Source organism: Kribbella sp. VKM Ac-2571, assembly GCF_004362255.1.
Classification (GTDB): Bacteria; Actinomycetota; Actinomycetes; order Propionibacteriales; family Kribbellaceae; genus Kribbella; species Kribbella pratensis.
Window position 1 is genome coordinate 66,100 of the sequence record NZ_SNWS01000021.1, and the last position, 25,492, is coordinate 91,591.

Annotated in this window: 24 protein-coding genes; 6 read left to right on the top strand and 18 right to left on the bottom strand. The window is 68.2% G+C overall.

Translation table 11 applies throughout. The annotated features are described in order from the left end of the window. Positions 1-185 precede the first annotated feature (185 nt). The 18 genes from EV651_RS35185 to EV651_RS35270 all read right to left on the bottom strand — a co-directional run bounded on the left by EV651_RS35185 (position 186) and on the right by EV651_RS35270 (position 19,356). Complete coding sequence (locus EV651_RS35185; RefSeq protein ID WP_133789582.1) at positions 186-581, bottom strand: hypothetical protein; 396 nt, start codon at positions 579-581, stop codon at positions 186-188. 39 nt (positions 582-620) lie between these two features. After that, positions 621-1,643 (bottom strand): polyprenyl synthetase family protein, encoded by a 1,023-nt coding sequence (locus EV651_RS35190; RefSeq protein WP_133789583.1) that lies wholly within the window; start codon positions 1,641-1,643, stop codon positions 621-623. Continuing rightward, a complete protein-coding gene (gene nuoN, locus EV651_RS35195; protein WP_133789683.1) occupies positions 1,640-3,220 on the bottom strand; it encodes an NADH-quinone oxidoreductase subunit NuoN in 1,581 nt (526 codons plus the stop codon). The genes EV651_RS35190 and nuoN overlap by 4 nt, the downstream gene beginning before the upstream one ends. 5 nt (positions 3,221-3,225) lie before the next feature. After that, positions 3,226-4,749, bottom strand: coding sequence for an NADH-quinone oxidoreductase subunit M (locus EV651_RS35200; RefSeq protein WP_133789584.1), 1,524 nt, complete (start codon positions 4,747-4,749; stop codon positions 3,226-3,228). Continuing rightward, entirely contained in the window at positions 4,746-6,614 is a 1,869-nt protein-coding gene (gene nuoL, locus EV651_RS35205; protein ID WP_133789585.1) for an NADH-quinone oxidoreductase subunit L, read from the bottom strand. Before nuoL ends, EV651_RS35200 begins: the two co-directional genes overlap by 4 nt. 11 nt (positions 6,615-6,625) lie before the next feature. Beyond that, positions 6,626-6,925: an NADH-quinone oxidoreductase subunit NuoK gene (gene nuoK, locus EV651_RS35210; RefSeq protein WP_130384807.1), complete on the bottom strand. Its 300-nt coding sequence runs from the start codon at positions 6,923-6,925 to the stop codon at positions 6,626-6,628. Beyond that, positions 6,922-7,761 carry an NADH-quinone oxidoreductase subunit J gene (locus EV651_RS35215; RefSeq protein ID WP_133789586.1) on the bottom strand — a complete coding sequence of 280 codons (840 nt, stop codon included), beginning with the start codon at positions 7,759-7,761 and terminating at the stop codon, positions 6,922-6,924. Before EV651_RS35215 ends, nuoK begins: the two co-directional genes overlap by 4 nt. Beyond that, positions 7,758-8,306, bottom strand: a complete 549-nt coding sequence (nuoI, locus tag EV651_RS35220; RefSeq protein WP_133789587.1) for an NADH-quinone oxidoreductase subunit NuoI — start codon at positions 8,304-8,306, stop codon at positions 7,758-7,760. Before nuoI ends, EV651_RS35215 begins: the two co-directional genes overlap by 4 nt. Continuing rightward, positions 8,299-9,606: an NADH-quinone oxidoreductase subunit NuoH gene (nuoH, locus tag EV651_RS35225; RefSeq protein ID WP_133789588.1), complete on the bottom strand. Its 1,308-nt coding sequence runs from the start codon at positions 9,604-9,606 to the stop codon at positions 8,299-8,301. Before nuoH ends, nuoI begins: the two co-directional genes overlap by 8 nt. Next, positions 9,603-12,032, bottom strand: a complete 2,430-nt coding sequence (locus EV651_RS35230; RefSeq protein WP_133789589.1) for an NADH-quinone oxidoreductase subunit G — start codon at positions 12,030-12,032, stop codon at positions 9,603-9,605. The genes nuoH and EV651_RS35230 overlap by 4 nt, the downstream gene beginning before the upstream one ends. After that, the gene (nuoF, locus tag EV651_RS35235; RefSeq protein ID WP_133789590.1) at positions 12,029-13,339 is read right to left on the bottom strand and encodes an NADH-quinone oxidoreductase subunit NuoF; all 1,311 of its coding nucleotides are present in this window, start codon (positions 13,337-13,339) and stop codon (positions 12,029-12,031) included. Before nuoF ends, EV651_RS35230 begins: the two co-directional genes overlap by 4 nt. A gap of 2 nt (positions 13,340-13,341) precedes the next feature. Further along, positions 13,342-14,070 (bottom strand): NADH-quinone oxidoreductase subunit NuoE, encoded by a 729-nt coding sequence (gene nuoE / locus EV651_RS35240; RefSeq protein ID WP_166658895.1) that lies wholly within the window; start codon positions 14,068-14,070, stop codon positions 13,342-13,344. Next, the gene (locus EV651_RS35245) at positions 14,071-15,408 is read right to left on the bottom strand and encodes an NADH-quinone oxidoreductase subunit D (protein WP_133789591.1); all 1,338 of its coding nucleotides are present in this window, start codon (positions 15,406-15,408) and stop codon (positions 14,071-14,073) included. After that, positions 15,408-16,115, bottom strand: coding sequence for an NADH-quinone oxidoreductase subunit C (locus EV651_RS35250; protein WP_133789592.1), 708 nt, complete (start codon positions 16,113-16,115; stop codon positions 15,408-15,410). The genes EV651_RS35245 and EV651_RS35250 overlap by 1 nt, the downstream gene beginning before the upstream one ends. Before the next feature lie 73 nt (positions 16,116-16,188). Continuing rightward, positions 16,189-16,743 (bottom strand): NADH-quinone oxidoreductase subunit B family protein, encoded by a 555-nt coding sequence (locus tag EV651_RS35255; protein ID WP_131286677.1) that lies wholly within the window; start codon positions 16,741-16,743, stop codon positions 16,189-16,191. A 1-nt stretch (position 16,744) separates the two neighbouring features. Further along, a complete protein-coding gene (locus tag EV651_RS35260) occupies positions 16,745-17,104 on the bottom strand; it encodes an NADH-quinone oxidoreductase subunit A (protein ID WP_133789593.1) in 360 nt (119 codons plus the stop codon). A gap of 86 nt (positions 17,105-17,190) precedes the next feature. Beyond that, positions 17,191-18,504 carry a geranylgeranyl reductase family protein gene (locus EV651_RS35265; RefSeq protein ID WP_133789685.1) on the bottom strand — a complete coding sequence of 438 codons (1,314 nt, stop codon included), beginning with the start codon at positions 18,502-18,504 and terminating at the stop codon, positions 17,191-17,193. 153 nt (positions 18,505-18,657) lie between these two features. After that, the gene (locus EV651_RS35270; protein ID WP_133789594.1) at positions 18,658-19,356 is read right to left on the bottom strand and encodes a demethylmenaquinone methyltransferase; all 699 of its coding nucleotides are present in this window, start codon (positions 19,354-19,356) and stop codon (positions 18,658-18,660) included. Between the two features lie 59 nt (positions 19,357-19,415). On the opposite strand from EV651_RS35270, the gene EV651_RS35275 reads away from it, so the two are divergent. The 6 genes from EV651_RS35275 to mptB all read left to right on the top strand — a co-directional run bounded on the left by EV651_RS35275 (position 19,416) and on the right by mptB (position 25,482). Then, on the top strand, positions 19,416-20,696 hold the full coding sequence (locus tag EV651_RS35275) for an isochorismate synthase MenF (protein WP_133789595.1): 1,281 nt from the start codon (positions 19,416-19,418) through the stop codon (positions 20,694-20,696). 2 nt (positions 20,697-20,698) lie between these two features. Further along, complete coding sequence (locus EV651_RS35280; protein ID WP_133789596.1) at positions 20,699-21,313, top strand: MBL fold metallo-hydrolase; 615 nt, start codon at positions 20,699-20,701, stop codon at positions 21,311-21,313. A 185-nt stretch (positions 21,314-21,498) separates the two neighbouring features. Then, entirely contained in the window at positions 21,499-22,128 is a 630-nt protein-coding gene (locus EV651_RS35285; RefSeq protein ID WP_133789597.1) for a PadR family transcriptional regulator, read from the top strand. 159 nt (positions 22,129-22,287) lie between these two features. Beyond that, a complete protein-coding gene (locus tag EV651_RS35290; RefSeq protein WP_202870655.1) occupies positions 22,288-23,277 on the top strand; it encodes an ATP-binding cassette domain-containing protein in 990 nt (329 codons plus the stop codon). After that, a complete protein-coding gene (locus tag EV651_RS35295; RefSeq protein ID WP_133789598.1) occupies positions 23,274-24,038 on the top strand; it encodes an ABC transporter permease in 765 nt (254 codons plus the stop codon). Before EV651_RS35290 ends, EV651_RS35295 begins: the two co-directional genes overlap by 4 nt. 40 nt (positions 24,039-24,078) lie before the next feature. Then, on the top strand, positions 24,079-25,482 hold the full coding sequence (gene mptB, locus EV651_RS35300; RefSeq protein WP_133789599.1) for a polyprenol phosphomannose-dependent alpha 1,6 mannosyltransferase MptB: 1,404 nt from the start codon (positions 24,079-24,081) through the stop codon (positions 25,480-25,482). The last annotated feature ends 10 nt before the right edge of the window (positions 25,483-25,492 follow it).

Below are 25,492 nucleotides of genomic sequence, written 5' to 3' on the forward strand. Positions count from 1 at the left end.
TGTCGGGCGGTCGGCAGTGCACCTGAGCGTGGCAATGGTCGATGTGTACGGTGTCTCGGGGTGCTCTACCTGTCGAGAGTGCACATCCCGCACGCCAGAACACCGGCCAACCGTCCGGTTTCCCGACAGCTACCTCTGCAACTCCGCTCGGACCTTACGCAGAACGCCTTTCAGCTTCGTCTGGATCAGTTCATGGCGACGCTCGAGGTCGCGCTGATCCTTCGCCTGACTGAAGCGTGAACTGCTGTGTGCGCCGACTCGAAGTCGTCATCCAGACCGTCGCTGCCGCTCAGGTATCCCGCTTGGCCGATCGCCGATCGAGCCCTGGCCTCGCAGCGGTAAACCTCCTGCCGGAGCTCTTCCCGGATCGTCTCAGGCTGCCCTTGAATGCGAGCTCTCGCTCGACCGAAGTTCACCCGCGCATACTCGTACAACGCCTCGGTGCATTCGCCTAAGATCCGCACCTTGGCTTCGAGAATCTGCACGTCTCGAGCGCTCTTCCGCTGAAGTCGCTGGCTGAGCAAGATGCCGACGATCGACCCGACCAATGCGACCGCACCACCCACGAGTGTGCTGACCATCCGCCAACCTTACGGCCGGTGGACCTCTCACTCACGTCCCTAGACGGAGCGGGTGGCTACCAGGTCGCAGAGGGTGTCGAGGGCTTCTCGGCCGGGGCCTTCGGGGAGGGTGGTGAGGAGTTTGCGGGCGTCGGCCGCGCGGCGGCGTACGTCGTCTTCGGCTTGGCGGAAGGCGGCGTGCGAGCGGAGCAGGTCCAGGGTTTCCGCCAGGCGCTCGTCGTCGGAGAGGTCTGAGTCCAGGAGGTCCAGGAGGCGGGCGTCCGTGGGATCCGACGGGTCCGCCTGGGCGCGGAAGATCAGGACCGGGAGGGTCGGCACGCCCTCGCGGAGGTCGGTGCCGGGGGTCTTGCCGGACTGGCCGGACTCCGACGCGATGTCGAGCAGGTCGTCGGCGAGCTGGAAGGCCACACCGATCTCCTCGCCGAACGCCCGCAGCGACTCCTGGATCTCCTCGGACGCACCGGCGTACCGGGCGCCGAAGAGGGCGGACGTCGCGATCAGTGAGCCGGTCTTGTCGGCGACCACCGACAGGTAGTGCTTGAGCGGGTCCTGGCCTTCGCCGACGCCCATCGTCTCGCGGATCTGACCCTCGACCAGCCGGCCGAAGGTGCGTGCCTGGATCCGGACCGCTTCCGGCCCGAGATCCGCGACCAGGTCGGACGCCCGGGCGAACAGCCAGTCACCGGACAGGATCGCGACCGAGTTGTCCCACCGCGCGTTCGCGGTCGACGAGCCCCGCCGCAGCGCGGCCTCGTCCATCACGTCGTCGTGGTGCAGCGTCGCGACATGGGTGAGCTCGACGACGACCGCCGCCTTCACCACCTCATCGGACGCGACGTCGGCGCCGAACTCGGCCCCGAGCAGCACCAGCAACGGCCGGAACCGTTTGCCGCCGGCAACCATGACGTGCTGGGCGGCCGCGGTGACGAACGGCGCCTCCGACTGGGTCGCGTCGAGCAGGGCCTGCTCCACACGCTCCAGCCCAGCACGAACCCGGGACTCGAGGCCTGCGTCGGCGAACTCGAATCCCAGGCTCTCGGCCGGCAGCGGGGTCGGACTCAACGGATGAACTCACCAGCTCGGGCCGCCAGGTCGAGCACCGGTCCGGGAACCAGACCGAGAACCACCGTGGCGGCAAGACCCAGGGCGACCGCCGACGTGGTCTGCCAGCCCGGCAGCGCCACGTCCGGCGCGTCGGCCGGCAGGTCGGAGAAGAACATCAGCACGATCACGCGGACGTAGAAGAACGCGGCAACCAGGCTCGACAGGACAGCGACGACGACCAAAGGCCACGCGCCACCGGTCCACGCCGCGCTGAAGACCGCCCACTTGCCGGTGAAGCCCGCGGTCAGCGGGATCCCGGCGAAGGACAGCAGGAAGAACGCGAAGATCCCGGCCAGCAGCGGCGACTTCTTGCCCAGGCCCGCCCAGCGGGACAGGTGCGTCGCCTCACCGCCCGCGTCACGCACCAGCGTGACGACCGCGAACGCGCCGATGGTCGGGAAGCCGTACGAGACCAGGTAGAACAGCACCGCCTGCGTCGAGGTGATGCCGGTGTGGACACCGCTCCCGACCTGCGCGAGGCCGACGAACGCGGTCAGCAGGAAACCCGCGTGCGCGATCGACGAGTACGCCAGCATCCGCTTCACGTCGGTCTGGGTGATCGCGACGATCGAACCGACCACCATGGTGAGGATCGCGATGATCCACATCATCGGCGCCCAGTCCCAGCGCGAGCCGCCGAGCGCGACGTAGAAGACCCGCATCAGGCCGACGAACGCGGCGATCTTGGTGCAGGCCGCCATGAACCCGGTGACCGGCGTCGGCGCACCCTGGTACACGTCCGGCGTCCAGGAGTGGAACGGTACGCCGCCGACCTTGAACAGCAGGCCGACACCCAGCAGGCCGGTGCCGGCGAGCAGGATGGTGTCGCTGCCGAGGTCCGTGCTGAGCGCGTCCGCGATCCCGCCGAGCGACATCGTGCCCGCGTACCCGTAGAGCAGCGCGATCCCGAACAGCAGGAACGCCGACGAGAACGCACCGAGCAGGAAGTACTTCATCGCGGCTTCCTGCGAGATCAGCCGGCGACGGCGCGCCAGCCCGCACAGCAGGTACAGCGGCAGCGAGAACACCTCGAGCGCGACGAACAGCACCAGCAGGTCGTTCGACGCCGCGAACAGCATCATGCCGCCGACCGCGAACAGCGTCAGCGGGAAGATCTCGGTGTGCTCGATGCGCGCCGCCGTACCCTCGCGCTCGGCGTCGGAGCCCGGTACGGCAGCCGCCTGGCCGGCGAACGCGGACAGGCCGCCGTCGATCGAGCGCTCCGCGAACAGCAGCACGCTGATCAGGGACAGCGCCAGCAGGATCAGCCAGGTGAACAGCGCCGGGCCGTCGACCGAGATCGCACCCTGAGCGGCGAGCAGTTCCTTCTTGCCGTTCATCAGGATGCCGGTCAGCACACCGGAAACAACCACGGCGACCACCGTGATCGCCAGCTGCACCAGGTGCCGCAACGGCCGCGGCAGGAACGCCTCGACCAGGACGCCGACGCACGCCGCGCCGAACACGACGAGCAGCGGAGCCAGCTCGTTGTACTCGATCTTGGGCGCCGTGAAGTCCGCCAGCGGCAGCAACATCGCGCTCACTTCTGTCCCTCCGTCACGGGGATCTGCGGTGCCTTGTCGGTCACGCCGACCCGCTGCATGGTCTCGTCGACCGCGGGCTTGATGATGTCCACGATCGGCTTCGGGAAGATCCCGAGGCCGATGATCAGGACCACGAGCGGCGCGATCGCGAGGATCTCACGCCCGGTCAGGTCCTTCAGCTTCTCGATCCCGTCGCGGACCGGACCGGTCATCGTGCGCTGGTACATCAGCAGGATGTACAGCGCGGCCAGCACGATACCGACGACCGCGATCACCGCGATCACCTTGTGCCGGCTGAACGTCCCGGCCAGCACCATGAACTCGGAGATGAACGGCGACAGACCGGGCAGCGCCAGGCTGGACAGTCCGGCGAACAGGAACGTGCCGGCCAGCACCGGAGCGACCTTCTCCACTCCGCCGTAGTCGGCGATCCGCGCGGAGCCGCGCCGGGAGATCAGGTACCCGGCGACCAGGAACAGCGCCGCGGTGGACAGACCGTGGTTGAACATGTACAGCGTCGACCCGGTCAGGCCCTGCGACGTCAGCGCGAAGATACCCATCACGATGAAGCCGAAGTGCGAGATCGAGGTGTAGGCGATCAGGCGCTTGATGTCGGTCTGGCCGATCGCCAGGAGCGCGCCGTACAGCACCGAGATCAGCGCCAGCACCAGCACGACCGGGGTGGCCCACTCGGACGCGTTCGGGAACAGGCCCAGGCAGAACCGGATCATCCCGAAGGTGCCGATCTTGTCCAGGATGCCGACCAGCAGCACCGACGTACCCGGCGTCGCCTCACCGGCCGCGTCCGGCAGCCAGGTGTGGAACGGCACCATCGGCGCCTTCACCGCGAAGGCGAAGAAGAAGCCGAGGAACAGCCAGCGCTCGGTGTTCTGGCTGATGTCGAGCTTCATCATGTCCGACAGCAGGTACGACGGGGCGCCGTGCTTGGCCGAGACGACGTACAGGCCGACGACCGACGCCAGCATCAGCAGACCGCCGAGCAGCGAGTAGAGCAGGAACTTCACCGCGGCGTACGAACGCTGCGGGCCGCCGAAGCCGCCGATCAGGAAGTACATCGGGATCAGCGTGGCCTCGAACAGCACGTAGAAGAGGAACACGTCGGTCGCGGAGAACACGCCGATCGACAGCGCCTCGAGGCCGAGGATCCAGGCGAAGAAGGACTTCTCCGACCAGCGGCCGTGCTGCGCGTCGTTCCAGGACGCGATCATCACGATCGGCGTCAGCAGCGCCGTCAGCACCACCAGCACGATGCCGACACCGTCGAGGCCGAGCGCGTAGTGCGCGCCGAAGGCCTTGATCCAGGTGTGCGTCTCGGCGTAGTCCTCGCCGCCGTTGCGGTGGTAGCCGATCGCGACGATCGCGGTCAGCACCAGCGTCACGAGCGAGAACCCGAGCGCGACCTGCTTGGCCGGCAGCGCTTTCGCCTTCGGCACCAGCATCGTCGCGATGGCCCCGACGAACGGCAGGAGCAGTAACAGGGTCAGCCAACCGATGTTCACGACAACCTCACCGCGAGGAGGGCGACGACCACGAATGCGGCGCCGAAGACCATGCTGAGTGCGTACGAACGGACGAAGCCCGTCTGGAACCGGCGGAGCCGGCCGGACAGACCGCCGAAGAGTGCGGCCAGGCCGTTGACCAGGCCGTCGACGCCCCGGTTGTCGAGCCAGACCAGCGTCCGGGTCAGGTACTGCCCGGGCCGCATCAGGACCGCCTCGTTCAGCGCGTCGCCGTACAGGTCCCGGCGGGCGAAGACGGTGACCGGCGAACCGGCGGGCGCCTCCCGCGGGATGTCCCGGCGGTACTTGAGCACCGCGATGACGATGCCGACGGCAACCACCGCGAGGGTGATCAGCGTCATCACCAGGGCACTCACCGGCGGGTGCTCCTCCTCGTGACCGACGATCGGCTCCAGCCAGTCGACGATCCAGTGCCCCGCGAAGTACAGCGCGCCGCCGCCCAGCGACAGCGCCGCCAGGATGATCAGCGGCCAGGTCATCACGGCCGGCGACTCGTGCGGGTGCACGTCCTCGGCCCAGCGCTTCTTGCCGAAGAACGTCATCAGCATCACCCGCGTCATGTAGAACGCAGTGATACCGGCGCCGAGCAGCGCGCACAGACCGATCACCGTGTTGTCCGCGAACGCGGCCTCGATGATCTTGTCCTTGCTGAAGAAGCCGGCGAACGGCGGGATGCCGAGGATCGCCAGGTAGCCGAAGGCGAAGGTCACGAAGGTGACCTTCATCGACGTCCGCAGGGCGCCGTAGTGGCGCATGTTCACGTCGTCGTTCATGCCGTGCATGACCGAGCCGGCGCCGAGGAACATGTTGGCCTTGAAGAAGCCGTGGGTGAGCAGGTGGAAGATCGCGAACACGTACCCGGCCGGGCCGAGACCCGCGGCGAGCATCATGTAGCCGATCTGGCTCATCGTCGAACCGGCCAGCGCCTTCTTGATGTCGTCCTTGGCGCAACCGATGATCGCACCGGCGAGCGCGGTGACCGTTCCGACGATCACCACCGCGGTGGACGCGGCGTCGGTGACCTCGTAGATCGCGTGCGACCGGACCACCAGGTAGACGCCGGCCGTGACCATGGTCGCCGCGTGGATCAGCGCCGACACCGGGGTCGGGCCCTCCATCGCGTCCAGCAGCCAGGACTGCAGCGGCACCTGCGCGGACTTACCGCAGGCGGCCAGCAGCAGCATCAGACCGAGCAGCGTGGCCCAGGTCTTCGAGACATGCTCGGCGCCGGCGTTCACGGTCGAGAAGGCGGACGAGCCGAACAGCGCCCACATGCTCATCACCGCGAGCGAGAGGCCGATGTCACCGACCCGGTTGACCACGAACGCCTTCTTCGCGGCGACCGCGGCCGAGTTCTTGTGCTGCCAGAAACCGATCAGCAGGTACGACGCCAGACCGACGCCCTCCCAGCCGACGAAGACCAGCAGGTAGTCGGCCGCGAGCACCAGCAGCAGCATCGAGGCGATGAACAGGTTCAGGTAGCCGAAGAACCGCCGCCGGCGCGGGTCGTGCTCCATGTAGCCGATCGAGTAGATGTGGATCAGCGAACCCACACCGGTGATCAGCAGCACGAACAGGATCGACAGCGGGTCGATCAGCAGCGTGAAGTCGACCTTGATGTGGCCGACCGAGAACCACTCGAACAGCCGGACCGTCTCGGACCGCTCCTCGCTCGCCCGGCCCTGCATCTGGAAGAACAGCACGACGCCGAAGGCGAAGGAGATCACCGGCGCCAGCGTGCCCAGCAGGTGACCCCACGCGTTGGTGGCCTTGCCACCGAGCAGCAGGATCGCCGCGGACAAAGCCGGTACCGCGACCAGCAGCCACGTCAGCTCATGACTCATCGGTGCTTACCTCAGTACTTGAGCAGGTTGGCGTCGTCGACCGAGGCCGAGCGACGGGTGCGGAAGATGGCCATGATGATCGCCAGCCCGATCACGACCTCGGCCGCGGCCACCACCATCACAAAGAAGGCGGCGATCTGGCCGTCGAGGTTGCCGTGCTGGCGCGCGAAGCTCACGAACGCGAGGTTGGTCGCGTTCAGCATCAGCTCGACGCACATGAAGACGACGATCGCGTTCCGGCGTACCAGCACGCCGAGAGCGCCGATGCTGAACAGGATCGCCGCGAGCACGATGTACGGCTCGGTTGTCACCGCTTCTCTCCTCCTTCGGCAAACCCGGTCGTGTCGGTGCTCTCCGCCTCGGGCGGGTACAGCTCACCCGCGTCGAGCTTGCGGACCTCGTCGATGTCCGCGCGCTCCTCGGTTTCGGGGAACACGGTGCCACGTGCCTGGAGCACCCGCGAAACCGAGGTCGGTGCGATCGACCCGTCCGGCAGCAGGGCCGGGGTGTCGACGGCGTTGTGCCGGGCCAGAACACCGGGGGTCGGCAGCGGGCCGGGGTGGATGCCCTGTTCGGCGTACTTGCGGATCCGCTCCTCGGCGTGGTCGCGCTGCGTCTTCTTCTTGGTCAGCCGCTCGCGGTGCGCCAGCATCATGGCGCCCATCGCCGCGGTGATCAGCAGCGCCGACGTGACCTCGAAGGCGAACACGTACTTACCGAACAGCAGCTGCGCGAGGCCCTTGACGTTTCCGTCCGGCTGCGCGTCGGCCAGCCCGGTCGGGTGCCCGTAGATCGCGTTCCCGACCGCGGCGATCAGCAGAACGCCGAAGGCGAGGAAGGCGATTCCGGCGAGCAGCCGCTGACCGCGGATCGTCTCGACCAGCGAGTCGGACGCGTCGACACCGACCACCATCAGCACGAACAGGAACAGCATCAGGATCGCGCCGGTGTAGACGATGATCTGTACGGCGAACAGGAACGGCGCGTCCTGCGCGGCGTACTGCACCGCGAGGCAGATCATCACGGTCGCCAGCAGCATCGCCGAGTGCACCGCCTTACGGACCAGCACCATGCCGATCCCGGCCAGGATCATGACCGGGGCGAGCAGCCAGAACGCGACCTGCGGCCCGGTGACCAACCCGATCATTTGGCGTCACTCCCGTCGGCGTGCGAGGCCGCGCCGGTCAGACCGAGGTAGTAGTCCTTCTCGGTCTTGCCGAGCTGCATCTCGTGCGGCGGCTCCTGCATCCCCGGAAGCAGCGGCGCCAGCAGGTCCTTCTTCTCGTAGATGAGGGACGCGCGGCTGGAGTCGGCCAGCTCGTACTCGTTGGTCATGGTGAGCGCCCGGGTCGGGCAGGCCTCGATGCACAGACCGCACAGGATGCAGCGCAGGTAGTTGATCTGGTACACCCGGCCGTACCGCTCGCCGGGCGAGAACCGGTCGCCCTCGGAGTTGTCCGCGCCCTCGACGTAGATCGCGTCCGCGGGGCAGGCCCACGCGCACAGCTCGCAGCCGACGCACTTCTCCAGCCCGTCCGGCCAGCGGTTCAGCTGGTGCCGGCCGTGGAACCGCGGCGCGGTCGGCTTCTTCTCGAACGGGTACTGCTCGGTGAACACCTTCCGGAACATCGTCCGGAAGGTGACGCCGAACCCGGCTACCGGGTCCCAGAGGGACTCTTTGACACTAGCCACGGCTGCCTGCCTTCGATTTCGGCTCGGTCTGCTGACTGGGGAGCGGTGGTGGCACCGGGAACCCGCCGGCGAAGGCGTCGAACTCCGCGCCGTCGGCCACCTCGGCCGGCTCTTCCTTCGGCTTCCCCGGGACGAACATGCTGATCACCGCGATCACCAGCACGATCGCGGCCGCGACCAGCAGCGTCGTACGGCTGAAGTTGGTCTCGCGGCCGACCGCGCGGACGGTGGCGACCAGCAGGATCCAGGCCAGCGAGATCGGGATCAGGACCTTCCAGCCGAACTTCATGAACTGGTCGTAGCGCAGTCGCGGCAGCGTTCCGCGTAGCCAGATGTAGAAGAAGATGAAGCCCATCAGCTTGCCCATGAACCACAGCACCGGCCAGAAGCCGGAGTTCGCGCCGTCCCAGATCGAGATCGGCCACGGCGCCCGCCAGCCGCCCAGGAACAGCGTGGTGGCCAGCGCGGACACGGTCGCCATGTTGATGTACTCGGCCAGGAAGAACATCGCGTACTTGATCGAGGAGTACTCGGTCAGGAAGCCCGCGACCAGCTCACCCTCGGCCTCGGGAAGGTCGAACGGCGCCCGGTTCGTCTCGCCGACCATCGAGATCACGTAGATCACGAACGACGGGAAGAGCAGGAACGCGTACCACCCGGGCAGCGGGATGTCGGCCCCGAACCAGTGCACGGTCTGGTGCGACTGCGCCGCCACGATCTCCGAGGTGGACAGCGAGCCCGCGAACAGGAACACCGTCACCAGCGCCAGTCCCATCGCGACCTCGTACGAGATCATCTGCGCGCTGGACCGCAGGCCGCCCAGCAGCGAGTACGTCGAGTTCGACGACCAGCCGCCGAGCACGATGCCGTAGATGCCGATCGAGGCGATCGCCATCACGTACAGCACCGAGACCGGCAGGTCGGTCAGCTGCAGCCGGGTGTAGGTGTCGGTGAACGGGATCTTCACCGTCGGGCCGAACGGGATCACCGCGAAGGTGAGGAAGGCCGGTACGGCGACGATCGCCGGCGCCAGCACGAAGACCAGCCGGTCGACGCCCTTCGGCATCAGGTCTTCCTTGAGCATCAGCTTCACACCGTCGGCCAGCGACTGCAGCAGACCCTGCGGGCCGTGCACGTTCGGGCCGATCCGGTGCTGCATCCGCGCCACCACCCGGCGTTCCCACCAGATGTTGAAGAGCGTCAGCACCACCAGGAAGACGAAGATGAACAGCACCTTGATGAGGATCACCCACCACGGGTCGTGACCGACCCCGGCGTCAGGCACCGCTAGCGAGATCATGCGTTTCCTCCGGCGATCGTCACGATCGAGCCATGGTCTGCGTGCAACGACCGGCGGACGTGGGAGTCGGCCGAGTTGGTCGGCAGCCAGACCACGTTGTCGGTCATCGGGGTGATGACGACCGGCAGCCGGATGCTCCCGGCGTCGGTGCTCACCACCAGCTCGTCCCCGTCGGCGACGCCGATCCGGCGCGCGGTGGTGAGCGAGACGCGGGCGACCGGCGTCCGTGCGGTCGCGGTCAGGTGCGGCTCACCGTCGCAGGCGCGGCTGTCGTCGATCAGCATCCGCCAGGTCGCCAGCCGGGTGGAGTCGAACGCGCCGAGGGCCGGACCGGCCTGGTACGTCGGCTCCTGGGCCCGGTCGCCGTCCCAGCGGCCGAGCTCGTCGTACTCGCGCTTGGCGCCGTCGGTCGTGCTGAAGCCGAGCGGGTTGCCCATCTCCTGCGCCAGCGCGGCCAGCGCGCGGACGTCCGGCATCGCGGCCGGCACCTTGAGCACGACCGGGAACGGCCGCTCGCGGCCCTCCCAGTTCACGAAGGTGCCGGACTTCTCCACCGGCGGTACGACGGGGAAGACCACGTCGGCGTACTCGGTCACCTGCGAGTTGCGAACCTCGAAGCTGACCACGAACGGCACCGCCTTCAGTGCGGCGAGTGCCGCGGCCGGGTCGGGCAGGTCGTCGATCTCGACACCCGCGACGACCAGCGCCTGCAGGGATCCCGCGTTGGCGATGATCTCGGTCAGGTCCTTGCCCGGCTCGCCCGGCAGGTTGTCGACACCCCAGGCGGCCTGCAGGTCGACGCGCGCCTGCGGGTCGCTGACCAGCCGCCCACCGGGCAGCAGGCCCGGAAGACAACCGGCCTCGAGGGCGGCCCGGTCACCCGCACGCCGCGGGATCCAGGCCAGATCGGCGCCGGTGTCGAGCGCCAGCCGCAGCGCGTTCGAGTAGCCACCCGGTACGGCGGCCAGCCGCTCACCGACGACGATGATCGAGTCCGGACCGAGTGCGGCCCGGGCTGCTGCCCCGGCCTCACCGGCGTTACCGAGATCCGCGAGTACGGCGGCCTCGGTGCCCGGCGACGCGTGGACGACAACGCCGTTCAGCTTCTCCACACCGCGGGACGCGTACGACGCGATCGTGAACACCTTGGTGCCGTGCTTCTTCACGCCCTTGCGCACCCGGAGGAAGACCGACGGCGCCTCTTCCTCGGGCTCGAACCCGACGAACAGGATGGTGCCGGCCTTCTCCAGGTCGGAGAACGTCGTCCCCAGGCCGGTGCCGGCCACCGCGGCGGCGAGGAAGTCCGCCTCCTCCGCGGAGTGCGGGCGGGCCCGGAAGTCGATGTCGTTGCTGCCCAGCGCGACCCGGGCGAACTTCGAGTACGCGTAGGCGTCCTCGACCGTCAGCCGGCCACCGGTCAGCACCGCCGCATTGCCACGGGCCGCGGTCAGCTTCTCGGCCGCGAAGGTCAGCGCCTCCGGCCAGGACGCCGGCCGCAGCTCGCCGTCCTCGCGGATCAGCGGGTGGGTCAGCCGGTCACCGGTGTTCGCGTACTGGAACGCGAACCGGTCCTTGTCGGAGATCCACTCCTCGTTGACCTGCGGGTCGTCCCCGGCCAGCCGGCGCATCACCTTGCCGCGCCGGTAGTCGACGCGGATCGCCGCACCGGACGAGTCGTGCTCGGCCACCGACGGCACCGACACCAGGTCGAACGGCCGCGAGCGGAAGCGGTACGCCGCACTCGTCAGCGCACCGACCGGGCAGATCTGGATCGTGTTGCCGGAGAAGTAGCTCTCGAAGGGTTCCTTCTCGTAGATGCCGACCTGCTGCAGCGCGCCGCGCTCGATCAGCGCGATGAACGGGTCACCGGCGATCTGCTCGGAGAAGCGGGTGCAGCGCGCGCAGAGGATGCAGCGCTCACGGTCCAGCAGCACCTCGGCCGAGATGCTGATCGGCTTGGGGTAGGTCCGCTTGATCTCGTGGAAGCGGGTCTCGCCCGCGCCGTTCGACATCGCCTGGTTCTGCAGGGGGCACTCGCCGCCCTTGTCGCAGACCGGGCAGTCCAGCGGGTGGTTGATCAGCAGGAATTCCATCTGCCCGTGCTGAGCCTTGTCCGCCACCGGCGAGCTCACCTGGGTGCGGACCACCATGCCGTCGGCAACGGTGATCGTGCAGGAAGCCTGCGGCTTGGGCATCCCGCGGCCGTTCCCGGCATCGGTGATCTCGACCAGGCACTGCCGGCAGGCGCCGACCGGGTCGAGCAGCGGGTGGTCGCAGAACCGCGGGATCTGGATCCCGATCTGCTCCGCGGCCCGGATCAGCAGGGTGTTCTTGGGAACCTTGACCTCGATGTCGTCGATGGTGACCGTCACCAGATCGGTGCGCTCCACCTCGGACCCGGCCGGCGGGTTCGCTTGGATCGTCATGCGGTTGCTCCAGCAGTCGCGAAGACAGTGCTTGCCATCGGGTCGAACGGGCAGCCGCCGTTCTCGAAGTGCGCCAGGTACTCGTCCTTGAAGTGCGCGATCGAGCTGGTGATCGGTGCGGTCGCACCGTCGGCGAGCGCGCAGAACGACCGGCCGAGGATGTTCTCGGACAGGTCGAGCAGGACGTCCAGGTCCTGGTCGGACCCCTGGCCCTTCTCCAGCCGCTCGAGAATCTGCACCAGCCACCACGTGCCTTCGCGGCAGGGCGTGCACTTGCCGCAGGACTCGTGCTTGTAGAACTCGGTCCAGCGCAGTACGGCGCGGACGACGCACACCGAGTCGTCGAAGATCTGCAGCGCCTTGGTACCGAGCATCGAGCCGACCGCGCCGACGCCCTCGTAGTCCAGCGGTACGTCGAGGTGCTCGGACGTCAGCAGCGGCGTCGACGAGCCGCCCGGCGTCCAGAACTTCAGCTCGTGACCCTCGCGGACCCCGCCGGCCAGGTCGAGCAGCTCCCGCAGCGTGATGCCCAGCGGGGCCTCGTACTGACCCGGGCGGGTGACGTGCCCGGACAGCGAGTACAGCGTCATGCCCTTGGACTTCTCGGTGCCCATCGAGGAGAACCAGTCCGCCCCGTTCTTGATGATGGCGGGAACGGAAGCGATCGACTCGACGTTGTTGATGACAGTCGGGCAGCCGTACAGACCGGCCACGGCCGGGAAGGGAGGACGCAGCCGAGGTTGACCGCGACGTCCTTCCAGCGAGTCGAGCAGCGCCGTCTCCTCGCCGCAGATGTAGGCGCCGGCGCCGGCGTGCACGACCACGTCGAGGTCGTAGCCGCTGCCGAGGATGTTCGTGCCGATGTAGCCCGCGTCCTTGGCCTCCTGGACCGCCTGCTGCAGCCGGCGGATCACGTGCAGCACCTCACCGCGGACGTAGATGAACGCCACGGACGCGCGGATCGCGTAGGACGCGATGACGACGCCCTCGACCAGCGTGTGCGGCGAGGCCATCATCAGCGGGATGTCTTTGCAGGTGCCCGGCTCCGACTCGTCGGCGTTCACCACGAGGTACTTCGGGTTCGGGTTGTCCTGCGGGATGAACTGCCACTTCATGCCGGTCGGGAAGCCCGCGCCGCCACGGCCGCGCAGCCCGGAGTCCTTGACCGTGGCTACGACATCGGCCGGCTGCATCGCGAGCGCCTTGCGCAGCCCGTCGTACCCGCCGGACCGCTGGTACGACGACAGCTGCCAGGACCTGATCTGGTCCCAGTTGTCGGACAGCACCGGAGTCAACGTGTCAGCCATGGTCAGTCCTCCTTCTGGGTGTCGGCGTTGGAGGAACCACCGGGCGCGGTCCAGCCGCGCTCGCGGGCCAGGCGGAGGCCGGCCAGCGTGGCCTTGCCACCGGTCGGGCCCTCGTCGGCCCGGCCGTCGGGGTACCCGGCCAGCACCCGCTCGGCCTCGCGCCAGGTGCAGACCGTCGCACCGCGCGGCGACTTCACCTCGGTGCCGTCCCGCAGGTCGTCGACCAGTTGGGTGGCCGACTCCGGCGTCATGTCGTCGAAGAACTCCCAGTTGACCATCATCACCGGCGCGTAGTCGCAGGCGGCGTTGCACTCGAGGTGCTCGAGGGTGATCTTGCCGTCCTCGGTGGTCTCGTCGTTGCCGACGTCCAGGTGCTGCTTCAGCCGGTCGAAGATCAGGTCGCCGCCCATCACCGCGCACAGCGTGTTGGTGCAGACGCCGACGTGGTAGTCGCCGACCGGGCGGCGCTTGTACATCGTGTAGAAGGTGGCCACCGCCGACACCTCGGCGCCGGTCAGCCCGAGCACGTCGGCGCAGGCCTCGATGCCCTCCGGGGTGACCCGGCCCTCGACCGACTGCACCAGGTGCAGCATCGGCAGCAGCGCGGACCGGGCGACCGGGTACCGCGCCGCGATCTCGCGCATCTCCGCGATCGTGGCGTCGGTGATCTTCGAGTCGCCGGTGCTGTACGGCACCGTCTTGTCGGTAGCAGTCGTGTGGTTCTCGGCCATTTAGCGGTCCACTCCACCCATCACCGGGTCAAGGCTGGCGACGGCGACGATCACGTCGGCGACCTGGCCGCCCTCGCACATGATCGGCATCGCCTGCAGGTTTGCGAACGACGGGTCACGGAAGTGCACCCGGTACGGCTTGGTGCCGCCGTCGGAAACGACGTGGCAGCCCATCTCGCCGCGCGGTGACTCGAGCGCGACGTACGCCTGGCCGGCCGGGACCCGGAAGCCCTCGGTGACCAGCTTGAAGTGATGGATCAGCGCTTCCATCGACTCGCCCATGATGTGCTTGATGTGGTCGAGCGAGTTGCCCATCCCGTCGGCGCCGACGGCCAGCTGGGCCGGCCAGCCGATCTTCTTGTCGGCCACCATCACGGGCTGGCCGTCCATCTTCTCCAGCCGGTCGGCGCACTGCTCGACGATCTTCAGCGACTCGTGCATCTCCTGCAGCCGCACCCGGAACCGTCCGTACGCGTCCGAGGAGTCCCAGGTCGGTACGTCGAAGTCGTAGGTCTCGTACCCGCAGTACGGCTGGCTCTTGCGCAGGTCCAGCGCGTAGCCGGTGGAGCGCACCGTCGGGCCGGAGATGCCGAGCGCCATGCAGCCGGCCAGGTCCAGGTAGCCGACGTTCTGCAGCCGCGCCTTGAAGATCGGGTTGGCGTTGCAGAGCTCGGCGTACTCCTTGAGGTGCCGGTTCATCCACGTGATGTACTCGCGGATCTTGTCCAGCGCACCCGCCGGGAGGTCCTGGGCGACACCGCCCGGCCGGATGAACGCGTGGTTCATCCGCAGGCCGGTGATCAGCTCGAACAGGTCCAGGGTCTTCTCACGCTCGCGGAAGCCGATCGTCATCACGGTCAGCGCGCCGATCTCCATACCGCCGGTGGCGATGCAGACCAGGTGGCTGCTGATCCGGTTGAGCTCCATCAGGAGCACCCGCATCACGTTCGCCTTGTCCGGGATCTGGTCCTCGATCCCGAGCAGCCGCTCGACCGCGAGGCAGTACGCCGCCTCGTTGTAGAACGGCGACAGGTAGTCCATCCGGGTGCAGAACGTGACGCCCTGCGTCCAGGAGCGGAACTCCATGTTCTTCTCGATACCGGTGTGCAGGTAGCCGATGCCGCAGCGGGCCTCGGTCACGTTCTCACCGTCGAGCTCGAGGATCAGCCGGAGCACGCCGTGCGTGGACGGGTGCTGCGGTCCCATGTTGACGACGACGCGCTCTTCGGGCTCCTCGCCGAGACCGGAGACGACCGAGTCCCAGTCCTGGCCGGTGACGGTGAAGACCTTGCCCTCGGTGGTGTCCCGAGTGGTCGCGTACGGGTCTGTAGTGGTCATCAGTTGTACGACCTCCGCGTGTCGGGCGGTGGGATGACAGCGCCCTTGTACTCGACGTCGATACCGCCGAGCGGGTAGTCCTTGCGCTGCGGGTGCCCCGGCCAGTCGTCGGGCATCTGGATCCGGGTCAGGGCCGGGTGCCCGTCGAAGACGATGCCGAAGAAGTCCCAGGTCTCCCGCTCGTGCCAGTCGTTGGCCGGGTAGACCGAGACGATCGACGGGATGTGCGGGTCGCTGTCGGGCGCCGACACCTCCAGCCGGATCCGGCGGTTGTGGGTGATCGACAGGAAGTGGTAGACGGCGTGCAGCTCGCTGCCCGTCTCGTTCGGGTAGTGCACGCCGCTGACACCGGAGCAGAACTCGAACCGCAGCGCCTCGTCGTCGCGCAGGTGCTGGCAGACCTCGACCAGGTTCTCGCGCTTGATGTGCAGCGTCAGCTCACCGCGGTCGACGACGACCTTCTCGATCGCACCGTCGGCAACCAGGCCTTCCAGCCGGTCCACCGCGCCGTCGAACCAGGAGCCGTACGGTCTCGGCGTACTGCCCGGCAGCGCGACCTGGCGGCGCAGGCCGCCGAAGCCGGAGGTGTCACCGGTACCGCGGACACCGAACATGCCCTCGCGCTGGTCGATCACCTCGGCCTGCGGCGTCTGCGCGTCACTGGCCGCAGAGGTCGCCGGCAAGTTCTCGGGTTGCGTGTCGCTCATTTGCTCCCTCGCTTCGCTCGTCCACAAATGAGCGGAACGCTGCTCTGCTTTTGGGTGCCCTCGCTTCGCTCGGTCACCGGAGCAAGCCCTTCATCTCGATCGTCGGGGCGGCGGTCAGGGCCGCGGCCTCCTGCTCGGTCTGCAGCGCCTTCTTGTGCGCGCCGAGCTTCATGTGCTGGATCTGGTCGTGGATCTTCAGGAACGCGTCCAGCAGCATCTCCGGCCGCGGCGGGCAGCCGGGCAGGTACATGTCGACCGGTACGACGTGGTCCACGCCCTGCACGATCGCGTAGTTGTTGAACATGCCGCCCGACGACGCGCACACGCCCATCGCCAGCACCCACTTCGGGCCGGGCATCTGGTCGTAGATCTGGCGCAGTACCGGAGCCATCTTCTGGCTCACCCGGCCGGCCACGATCATCAGGTCGGCCTGTCGCGGCGAGGCCCGGAAGACCTCCATGCCGAACCGCGCGGCGTCGTACCGCGGGGCGCCGGTGGTCATCATCTCGATGGCGCAGCAGGCCAGCCCGAAGGTTGCCGGCCACAACGAGGCCTTGCGCATGTAGCCGAGCAGTCCTTCGACGGTGCTCAGCAGGACGCCGGCCGGAAGCTGTTCCTCAAGACCCATGTCAGTCCCACTCCAGTCCGCCGCGGCGCCACACGTAGGCGTACGCGACGAAGACGGTGACGATGAAGATGACCATCTCGACCAGCCCGAACAGTGCCATCTGGTCGAAGGCCACCGCCCACGGGTAGAGGAAGATGATCTCGATGTCGAAAACGATGAACAGCATCGCGGTGATGTAGTACTTCACCGGGAAGCGCCCACCACCGACCGGCTGCGGAGTGGGCTCGATGCCGCACTCGTAGGAGTCCAGCCGGGCCCGGTTGTAGCGCTTCGGGCCGACCAGGGCGCTAATGGTGATGCTGCCTGCGACGAAGAGCGCCGCGAGCACACCGAGAGCGAGAATCGGTGTATAGGGGTGCATCGCTGCGTGCTCCCTCCTTCAGCCGGTGGTCTGTGTGTTTCTCTGGATATCAGTACGCGTGTGGCTCAACTCACCCGCCCCGCCGGTCAGGCGGCGGGGGCGAGCTTCGTGAGGCCGTTGATGATCTTGTCCATCACGTCCCCGTCGCGCGGGTCGGTGAGGTTGGCGAGCAACTTCAAGGTGAACTTCATCAAGGTGGTGCGCGGCAGACCGTACTTCGTGCAGAGCCGCATCACCTCCGGATTTCCGATCAGCTTCACGAAGATCCGGCCGAGCGTGTAGTAACCGCCGTACTCCTGCTTCAGCGCCTTCGGGTACGCCGACAGTGCGCGTTCCCGCTGGTTCGGCTGCCGGCGCAGCGCCTGGGCGGCGACCTCGGCGGCGAACGCCCCGGACTCCATCGCGTACGGGATGCCCTCGCCGTTGAACGGGTTGACCATGCCGCCGGCGTCGCCGAGCAGCATCAGGCCGCGGGTGTAGTGCGGCTGCCGGTTGAAGCCCATCGGCAGCGCGGCGCCCCGGATCGGGATGGTCTGGAACTCGTCGCGGAACTGCCACTCCTCGGGGGTGACCTTGAGCCACTGCTTCAGCAGGTCGGCGTAGTCGACCTTGCCGAACGCGTCCGAGGTGTTCAGGATGCCGAGGCCGACGTTGACGGTGCCGTCACCCATCCCGAAGATCCAGCCGTAGCCGGGCAGCAGCACGCGGCCACCGGGCTGCTTCGGGTCGTCGGCCCACAGCTCCAGCCAGGACTCGAGGTAGTCGTCGTCGGTCCGCGGGCTGGTGAAGTACGTCCGTACGGCGACACCCATCGGGCGGTCGTCGCGCTTGTGCAGGCCCATCGCGATGCTCAGCCGGGACGAGTTGCCGTCGGCCGCCATCACCAGTGGCGCCCGGAACTCGACGTCGGCGCCGGCCCGGCGGCCGTTGTCATCGACCGGCTTCGCGGTGACCCCGACGATGTCACCCTTGGCGTCCAGGATCGGGCCGGTCACGTTGGTCCGCTCCCGCAGCCGCGCCCCGGCCTTCTCGGCCTGCCGGGCGAGCATCTCGTCGAAGTCCATCCGGTTCCGGGTCAGGCCGTAGTTCGGGTGGCTGGCCAGGTCCGGCCAGTCGAGCTGCAGGACGTGCCCGGCGCCCTGGATGCGGAGTCCGTAGTTCCGGATCCAGCCGGCCTCTTCGGAGATGTCGATACCCATGTTGATGAGCTGCTTGGTGCCGCGCGGGGTGAGCCCGTCGCCGCACACCTTCTCCCGCGGGAACGCGGTCTTCTCCAGCAGCAGGACGTCCAGCCCGGCGTTCGCCAAGTGGTATGCCGCCGCCGATCCGGCGGGTCCGGCACCGACGACGATCACATCGGCGGTCTCCGCCTGCTGCCCGCTCGGCACGCTCTGGCTCATCTCTCCGGCCTGGATGTTCTTGGGGGCGTGTGCGCTCGTGAACGACTTCACGAGCCCTCTTCACTCGACAGTCTAGGACTGCCTGACTCGGACACGAAACTCGCCCCAACCGCCTTGCAGGCAAGCCAATTACGCTTAATTTCCGTTGCGTAATTAACTGGCCTTCACGGCCCGGTGGATGGCCACCAGGCCGCCGGTCAGGTTGCGCCACTGGACGCGGGTCCACCCGGCACCCTCGATCGCACGGGCCAGCGGCTCCTGCGGCAGCCAGGCCCGCGTCGACTCGGCCAGGTACTCGTACGCCTCGGGGTTGGTCGACACCACCTTCGCCACCGCCGGCACCGCCCGCATCATGTACTCCAGGTAGACGACCCGGAACGGCTTCCACGTCGGATGCGACTGCTCGAGTACGACGAGCCGTCCGCCGGGGCGGGTCACCCGCAGCATCTCCTGCAGCGCGGCCCCGACGTCGTTCACGTTCCGCAGCGCCCAGGAGATCGTCACCACGTCGAACGTCTCGTCGGCGAACGGCAGCCGCAGGGCGTCGCCCGCGACCAGATCCAGCTCGGGGTGCCGGCGCTTGCCGACCCGGAGCATGCCGACCGAGAAGTCGCAGGACACCACCTCGGCGCCGGCCTCACGCAGGTTGATGCTGGATGCGCCGGTCCCGGCCGCCAGGTCGAGGATCTTCATCCCCTTCCGCGGCGCGATCTCGGCCAGCGTCGCGGGCCGCCAGTACAGCTTCTCCAGCCCCATCGTCGCGACCGCGTTGGTCCGGTCGTACCCCTCGGCCACGTTGTCGAACATGGCCGCCACGTCGTGTGGTTGTTTGGTCAGGTCTGCGCGGGTCACTTGTCTAGTTGATCACGCGAGGGGGAGTCCGCCGGACAGGAGGCATACGCTTGCATCTCGTGAGTGCATCTCCAGGGAGCCGTGCGGCCCTCGCGACCCGAGGCCCCGCACCGCAGTTGGTGGTTCGCAGTCAGTCGGTGGACGGGGTCTCGGCGCAACTGCTGGACCATCTGCCGGCCGACGGCGGACTCGCGTGGGTACGGCGGGGCGACGGGCACGTCGGCTGGGGCGTGGCCGCCCGGCTGGACGTTGCCGGTGGCAACCGCTTCCAGGAGGCCATGACCTGGTGGCAGGAGCTGACGTCGGCCGCGGTGATCCGCGACGAGGTCGGCGTACCGGGCTCCGGGCTGGTCTGCTTCGGCTCCTTCGGCTTCACCGATCAGGACCCGGGTGAGCTGGTGGTCCCCGACGTGATCGTCGGCCGCCGCGGCGACACCGCCTGGGTCACCACGATCTCGCCGGCCAGCTCGCTGGGCGCACCGCCCGAGCTCGTCGTCCACGAGCCGTCGCCGGTGTACGACGTGGCGTTCGCGGACGGCGCCCGGACCGGGACGGACTGGTCGGCCATCGTCGCCGACGCGGTCCGCCGGATCACCGTCGGCGAGCTCGAGAAGGTGGTGCTGGCCCGCGACCTGATCGCGATCGCCGCGCAGCCGATCGATCTGCGCTGGCCGCTGCATCGGCTCGCAACGGCGTACCCGAACTGCTGGACGTTCTCCGTCGACGGCCTGATCGGCGCCACCCCGGAGCTGCTGGTACGCCGGGAGAAGGGCCTGATCACGTCCCGCGTGCTGGCCGGGACCATCCGCCGTACCGGCGACGACGCGCACGACCTGGCGCTGGCCGCGTCGCTGGCCCGGTCGTCGAAGGATCTCGAGGAGCACGAGTTCGCGGTCCGCTCGGTCGCCGAGGCGCTGGAGCCGCACTGTACGTCGATGAACGTGCCGGAGACCCCGTTCGTGCTGCATCTGCCGAACGTGATGCACCTGGCGACCGATGTGGCCGGCGTCGCGAACAATGGCGCGTCCGCGCTCGGCCTCGCTGCCGCGCTGCACCCGTCCGCGGCTGTCTGCGGTACGCCGACACCGGTCGCGCGGGACCTGATCGGTGAGATCGAAGGCATGCGGCGCGGCCGGTTCAGCGGACCGGTCGGATGGATGGACGCGTCCGGCGACGGCGAGTGGTGCATCGCACTGCGCTGCGGCCAGGCCGACCCGGAGGAGCCGCGCCGGATGCGGCTGTTCGCGGGCGCCGGCATCGTGGCGGGCTCCGACCCGGACGCCGAACTGGCCGAGACGAACGCCAAGCTGGTGCCGATGAGAGACGCGTTGGGAGACTGACTGTGAAGCTGACGAAGTTCGCGCACGCCTGTGTCCGGCTGGAGAAGGACGGGAAGATCTTGCTGATCGACCCGGGCACGTTCGCCGAGGACGCGGCCTTCGAGAAGGCGGACGCGGTGCTGATCACGCACGAGCACCCCGACCACGTCGACGTCGAGCGGATGCGCGGGTTGCAGGTGCCGGTCTTCACCACCGCCGGTGTCGCGGCCGAACTGAACGACGAGCGGGTCACGGTCGTCTCGGACGGTCAGTCGTTCGACGCGGCCGGTTTCGCGGTCCGTGCCTACGGCAAGGATCACGCGGTGATCCTGCCCGAGCTCGGCGTACCGTGCGAGAACATCGGCTACCTGGTCGACGACGCGGTCTACCACCCGGGCGACTCGTTCACCCAGCCCGACCGCGAGGTGCACACCAACCTGGTGCCGATCTCCGGCCCGTGGTTCTCGGTGGCGCCGGCGGTCGAGTACGCGCGCTCGGTCAAGGCCGAGCAGACGGTCGGCATCCACAACGCCCTGCTCAGCGACATCGGCCTCGGCATGATGCAACGCTGGATCGGCGAGGCCGGCGGCCGCCCGTACCACGGCCTGACCCCCGGTCAGTCCCTCGAGATCAACTGAACCCAGCCTCGACGAAGTCGGCCACCGGCCGGTATCCCGCCTGGCGGTAGATCTTGTTGGACGTCGGGTTCGCCAGGCCCCTCCTGTTGCGTGAGGCGCGAGCCGGTGCCGGATGCCTGCCGGACCGGACCGGCAGCCATCCCCGCCCATGCATGCGTCACCAGAACCGGATTTACACTGCGGGCATGTCCACCACGCGGTTGTTGCTGCTCGGCGTCGTGCGGATCTTTCAGCCGGCGTACGGGTACCAACTGCGGCGTGAGTTGCTGACGTGGAACGTGGAGGCGTGGGCGAACGTCAACCCCGGCTCGATCTACACGGGGCTGCGCACGCTCGCGAAGCACGGGTACCTCCAGGAACTCGAGCAGGACGGCGCGCATCGCCCCGGGCGTACGTCGTACAAGCTGACCGCCGACGGCGAGACGGAGTACTTCTCGTTGCTGCGCGGCATGCTGTGGACCGTCGACGGGTTCCACCCCGACAAGATGCAGGCCACGATCAGCTTCCTGTGGTCGCTGCGCCGCGACGAGGTGATCGCCGCCCTCGAGGCCCGGATCGCCCAGCACGAGTCCTGGCTCAAGTCCGAGCCGTTCGCCGAACGCCAGATCCAGGAAGACCCCGGTACGCCGAACCACGTCGTCGAGATGTTCCGCATCACGAAGGCGCGCGACGCCGGCGAACTCCAGTGGACCCGCGAGTTCCTGGACCGGATCCGCGACGGCGCGTACGCCTTCGCCGGCGAACCGGCCGACTGGGAGCCCTACCCCGGCATGGTCACCCACTGGGGCGAAATCCCCGACGCGCCCACCTTCTAACCCCCACCCCGCCCGGCGCTCCCCCGCTCCCGCGCCCAACTTTGAGAAGCCACCAACCATTTTCGCGGCCCCGAAACGGTCGGTGGCTTCTCAAAGTTGGGGTTGGTGGGCCGATAATCAAGATTGACTAGTCAAAGTTGATTAGTCACACTGGCCCGCATGATGATCGAAGCGCGCGGGCTGGTGCGGACGTTCAAGACGAAGCGAGGACCTGTACAGGCGGTACAGGGGGTTGACCTCGAGGTGGCCGACGGGGAGATCGTCGGTTTTCTGGGGCCCAACGGGGCCGGTAAGACCACGACGATGCGGATGCTGGCGACGCTGATCCAGCCGACGGCGGGGACTGCGACGGTCGCCGGATGTGACCTCGCGAAGGACCCGGTGGGCGTCCGCCGCCGGATCGGGTACGTCCCACAGAGCGGATCCACCTTGCCCGAGGCGATCGCCGGCGACGAGGTCGTCGATCACGCCCGGCTGTACGGCGTACCTAAGGCCAAGGCGATCGCGGAGGGACAGCGTCTGTTCGAGGAGCTCGACCTCCCCGGCCTCTGGCGCCGCCAGTGCAAGACGCTCTCCGGCGGGCAGCGACGGCGCCTCGACATCGTGATGGGCCTGATCCACGACCCGAAGCTGATCTTCCTGGACGAGCCGACCACTGGCCTCGACCCGCAGGCGCGCGCCAACCTCTGGGAGCACATCCGCGGCCTCCGCGACCGCGGCGCGACGATCTTCCTGACCACGCACTACCTGGACGAGGCGGACGCGCTCTGCGACCGGATCCTGGTCATCGACCACGGCAAGATCGTCGCCTCGGGTACGCCGGAGAACCTCAAGCAGCAGGTCTCCGGGGACGCCGTCCGGCTGACGATCGCGGACACCTCGCAAGCCCCGGCGGTGATGAAGATCGTCCGCGAACTCGAGGGTGCGGTCGAGGTCGGGACCGAGGACGACGTGGTCGGTTTCCGGATCCCCCGCGGCGGTTCGGTGCTGCCCGCACTGCTCCGCTCGATCGATGCCCAGGGCATCGAGTTGCACGGCGTCGAGGTCCATCGGCCGACGCTCGACGACGTGTTCCTGACCATGACCGGCCGCTCCCTCCGCGACGAGGACGCCACCGGAACCGACGAGAAGAAGGAGACCGCGGCGTGATCGTCCTGCGCGAAACCTGGATCGTTTTCCATCGCCAGATGCGGCTGTCGCTGCGGAACCCGATGTGGTCGATCCTGATGCTGAGCCAGCCGCTGATGTACCTGTTCCTGTTCGGCCCGCTGCTCAAGCCGATCACCGCGCAGATCAGCCAGGGCGCAACCACGAACGCCTACCAGGTCTTCATTCCCGGCCTGATCGTGCAGCTCGGCATGTTCGGCGCGATGTTCGTGGGCTTCGGCCTGATCGCGGAGTACCGGGCCGGCGTGATCGAGGCCGACCGCGTCACCCCGGCCTCCCGGATCGCGCTGATGGCAGGGCGAGTGCTGCGGGACGTCGTCGTACTCGTGGTCCAGTCGGTCCTCCTGCTGCTCGCAGCACTGCCGCTGGGTCTGCGTGCCCCGTGGGCCGGCGTACTGCTCTCGCTGGTGATCGTCGCGCTCCTCGGCGCCACGTTCGCCTCCCTGTCGTACTCCGTCGCGCTCATCACGAAGAGCGAGGACGCACTGGCCCCGCTGCTGAACGGCATCGCCATGCCGCTCCTTCTTTTGTCCGGGATCCTCCTGCCGATGCGGATCGGTCCGACGTGGCTGCAGCGGCTGTCCGACATCAGCCCGCTGAAGCACGTGGTGAACGGCGTCCGCGCCCTGTTCCGCGGCGACATCAGCAGCTCGTCGTCGCTCTGGGGCCTGTTCTGGGTGGTCCTGCTGACCGTCATCGGACTGGCTGTCGGAGCAAGAACGTTCCGCAAGGAATCCGCTTGATGTTCATCGACGGGTCGCATGGTCGGGCTACGGTCCGGCCATGCGCTCGCCGATGGTCCGTGGGGTCGTCGGCGCTGTTGTAGTCGCGCTGGCGAGCCTCGTGACGTCGGTGGTGCCGGCGTCCTCCTGGGTCGCCGCCATCCCGCTACGCCATTCCCTGCTCGGCCGGATGGTCGGGCTGACGTTCATGGTTGCTGGGCTCGGGCTGATGGCCTGGGCCTGGCTGACCGTGGGCAGGCGCGTCATGGCCCGCGAACGCCTCCCACTGCTTCGTATGGCGGTGTGCTGGAGCGCACCGCTCCTGCTGGCCCTGCCACTGTTCAGCCGCGACGCCTGGAGCTACGCGGCCCAGGGCGCACTCGTCGCCGAGGGCTACAACCCGTACGACGTGGGTCCCGGCGTACTGTCCGGCCACATCATCGAGGCCGTCGACCCGATGTGGATGCAGACGCCCGCGCCGTACGGTCCCCTGCCACTCGCGTACGGCGGTCTGGTCGCCCACCTCACCATGGACCCGTATGTGCTGATGCTGGCGCACCGCCTCCTCGCCGTACTGGGCATGGTCCTCATCGCCTGGGCAGTACCGCGCTTGGCGATCGCATGTCGCGTCGACCCGGCTTTCGCCACCTGGCTGGTCGTACTGAACCCCATGCTGATCACCCACGGCATCGGCGCGGCTCACAACGACGTACTGATGCTCGGGCTGGCCAGCAGCGCGTTCGCGCTGGCACTGACTGGTCGCTGGGGTACGGCGGCAGTCGTGGCCGGTGCGGCTGCTGCAGTGAAGCTCCCGGGCGGACTGGTGGTGATCGCGATCGCCGCAGTGATGAGCCCACTGGCCGGACGGCTGCATCGGTTCGCCAGTCTGGTGATTGCGGGCGCCGTGTCTGTACTGACGCTCGTCACCATCGGTGCAATGACCGGTGTGGGCTCCGGGTGGCTCGGTGCGCTCGACGTACCCGGGCTGGTCCGTTCACCCTTCTCCATCGCCAACCTGATCGGTATGGCGGCTTCCGGCGTACTGGGCTGGCTGGGACAGGACACTGCGGCCGCACAAGCGCTACAGATCGTCCGCCTGGTCGGCATGGTCGCCGCACTCGCTCTGATCGCGTGGCTCAGCCTCCGGTCGTCGATCCACTACGCAGCAAGGGCTGTCGGAGTCGCACTGCTCGCGGTCGTCGTACTCGGGCCGAGCGCGCACGACTGGTACTTCCTCTGGTGCCTGCCGTTCCTGGCCGTCGCACGCCCCGGACGGCGGCTGACCACGATCATGACCGCGGTCAGCCTGATCTTCACGATCGCCGCTCCGCTCAACTCGTCGCTGCGCGGCGCGACAGTCCCGATCCTCACGACGACCGCACTGGTGATCGCGATGGCAGTGCCGTTGCTCAGCCACTTGCGGACGCTGCAGCCGGCGCGGAAGGTTCCCGTTACAGCTGCTTGAACGCCATACA

Excerpts from the sequence above, each read along its gene's own strand:
- EV651_RS35185 (WP_133789582.1), bottom strand. The coding sequence starts at position 581 with ATGGTCAGCACACTCGTGGGTGGTGCGGTCGCATTGGTCGGGTCGATC.
- nuoN (WP_133789683.1), bottom strand. The coding sequence starts at position 3,220 with ATGTTGCTGCCGCTGGCGGACTTCACGGCGCCCAAGATCGAGTACAAC.
- nuoL (WP_133789585.1), bottom strand. The coding sequence starts at position 6,614 with ATGAGTCATGAGCTGACGTGGCTGCTGGTCGCGGTACCGGCTTTGTCC.
- EV651_RS35215 (WP_133789586.1), bottom strand. The coding sequence starts at position 7,761 with ATGATCGGGTTGGTCACCGGGCCGCAGGTCGCGTTCTGGCTGCTCGCC.
- nuoH (WP_133789588.1), bottom strand. The coding sequence starts at position 9,606 with ATGATCTCGCTAGCGGTGCCTGACGCCGGGGTCGGTCACGACCCGTGG.
- EV651_RS35230 (WP_133789589.1), bottom strand. The coding sequence starts at position 12,032 with ATGACGATCCAAGCGAACCCGCCGGCCGGGTCCGAGGTGGAGCGCACC.
- nuoF (WP_133789590.1), bottom strand. The coding sequence starts at position 13,339 with ATGGCTGACACGTTGACTCCGGTGCTGTCCGACAACTGGGACCAGATC.
- nuoE (WP_166658895.1), bottom strand. The coding sequence starts at position 14,070 with ATGGCCGAGAACCACACGACTGCTACCGACAAGACGGTGCCGTACAGC.
- EV651_RS35245 (WP_133789591.1), bottom strand. The coding sequence starts at position 15,408 with ATGACCACTACAGACCCGTACGCGACCACTCGGGACACCACCGAGGGC.
- EV651_RS35250 (WP_133789592.1), bottom strand. The coding sequence starts at position 16,115 with ATGAGCGACACGCAACCCGAGAACTTGCCGGCGACCTCTGCGGCCAGT.
- EV651_RS35255 (WP_131286677.1), bottom strand. The coding sequence starts at position 16,743 with ATGGGTCTTGAGGAACAGCTTCCGGCCGGCGTCCTGCTGAGCACCGTC.
- EV651_RS35260 (WP_133789593.1), bottom strand. The coding sequence starts at position 17,104 with ATGCACCCCTATACACCGATTCTCGCTCTCGGTGTGCTCGCGGCGCTC.
- EV651_RS35265 (WP_133789685.1), bottom strand. The coding sequence starts at position 18,504 with ATGAGCCAGAGCGTGCCGAGCGGGCAGCAGGCGGAGACCGCCGATGTG.
- EV651_RS35285 (WP_133789597.1), top strand. The coding sequence starts at position 21,499 with ATGTCCACCACGCGGTTGTTGCTGCTCGGCGTCGTGCGGATCTTTCAG.
- EV651_RS35290 (WP_202870655.1), top strand. The coding sequence starts at position 22,288 with ATGATGATCGAAGCGCGCGGGCTGGTGCGGACGTTCAAGACGAAGCGA.
- mptB (WP_133789599.1), top strand. The coding sequence starts at position 24,079 with ATGCGCTCGCCGATGGTCCGTGGGGTCGTCGGCGCTGTTGTAGTCGCG.